This is a genomic window from Streptomyces sp. NPDC055103 (genome assembly GCF_053607625.1).
This window is the reverse complement of record NZ_JBSGTX010000179.1, coordinates 1-1,430: the sequence shown is the minus strand read 5'-3', so window position 1 is coordinate 1,430 and position 1,430 is coordinate 1. Positions and strand designations below refer to the sequence as shown.

The following is a 1,430-nucleotide window of genomic DNA, read 5'->3' as shown; positions in this document are numbered from 1 at the left end:
AGGTCACGTCCGCTGGAGTGGTGTATCGACGGCCACTCGGTGATCTCGTTTTGAGGCTATGCGGTGAGTTCGGTGGGCAGGACGGTTTCGTCGGTTTCTGACTCGATCGGGTGGAGTCGGGCCTTGGCGAGGATTTCACGGCCCATGTAACGGCGGGCTTCGGTCCATTCGTCGTTCTGCTCGGCCAGGACCGCCCCGACGAGCCGGATCACGGCAGTGCGGTCGGGGAAGATCCCGACGACGTCGGTGCGGCGGCGGATCTCCTTGTTCAGCCGTTCCTGCGGGTTGTTCGACCAGATCTGCTTCCAGATCTCGCGCGGGAAGGCCGCGAAGGCCAGCAAGTCGTGCTGGGCGGCGTCCAAGTGGGCTGCCGCTTTGGGGAACTTGGCTTCCAGCGCGTCCAGGACATGCCGCATCTGTGCCTTCACCGCGTCGGTGTCGGGCTGTTCGAAGACTGTCCGCAGCAGGGTGGCGACCCAGGGCTGGGCCGATTTCGGGACCTGGCTCAGTAGGTTCCGCGCGTAGTGGGTGCGGCACCTTTGCCAGGACGCGCCGGGCAGGGTGGCGCCGATCGCGTCGACGAGGCCGGCGTGGGCGTCGGAGACGACGAGCTGGACGCCTGTGAGGCCGCGGGCGATCAGCGAGCGCAGGAAGGCGAGCCATCCGGCGCCGTCCTCGGCGGTGGCGACGTCCAGGCCGAGGATCTCGCGGTGGCCGTCGGCGTTGACGCCGACCGCGATCAGCGCGTGGACGTTGATGATGCGGCCGCCCTCGCGGACCTTCTGGGTCAGGGCGTCGACCCAGACGAACGAGTACGGGCCGGCGTCGAGCGGCCGGTTGCGGAAGGCTGCGACCTGTTCGTCGAGGTGCTTGGCCATCGCGCTGACCTGGGACTTCGACAGCTGGGTGACGCCGAGGGACTCGGCGAGTTTCTCGACGCGGCGGGTGGAGACACCCAGGAGGTAGGCGGTGGCGACCACCGAGATCAGGGCCTGTTCGGCCCGGCGGCGGCGCTCCAGGAGCCAGTGCGGGAAGTAACTGCCCTGCCGCAGCTTGGGCACGGCCAGCTCGACCGTGCCGGCGCGGGTGTCCCACTCGCGCGGGCGGTATCCGTTGCGGTGGTTGACGCGTTCGTCGCTGACCTGCCCGTACTCGGCGTTGCAGAGCGCGTCGGCCTCGGCGGACATGAGCGCATCGGCGAACGTCTTGATCATCGCGCGCAGCAGATCGGGACTCGCCGCGGCGAGGTTGTTCTCGGCGAGGGCGTGCAGGGGCAGACTGTCTGGTGCGGTCATCGTGCTGATCTCCTTCGAGGCTTCGACACTTCGAAAGATCAGCCGGTGGCCGTTCGTCTATGCGGGCCTCACCCTGACGCCGGAGCAAACCCCCGGATCAGGTCCAACCCGTACACCACTTCCCAGGACGCAACC

At 68.0% G+C, this 1,430-nt stretch carries 1 protein-coding gene; it reads right to left on the bottom strand.

Annotated elements, in window-relative coordinates; genetic code table 11:
* Window positions 1-56: 56 nt before the first annotated feature.
* Window positions 57-1,295 (bottom strand): IS256 family transposase, encoded by a 1,239-nt coding sequence (locus ACWFR1_RS40335; protein WP_453561095.1) that lies wholly within the window; start codon window positions 1,293-1,295, stop codon window positions 57-59.
* Window positions 1,296-1,430: the final 135 nt, after the last annotated feature.

Bases quoted from the DNA above. Each gene is read 5' to 3' on its own strand.
- ACWFR1_RS40335 (WP_453561095.1), bottom strand. From the start codon at position 1,295: ATGACCGCACCAGACAGTCTGCCCCTGCACGCCCTCGCCGAGAACAAC.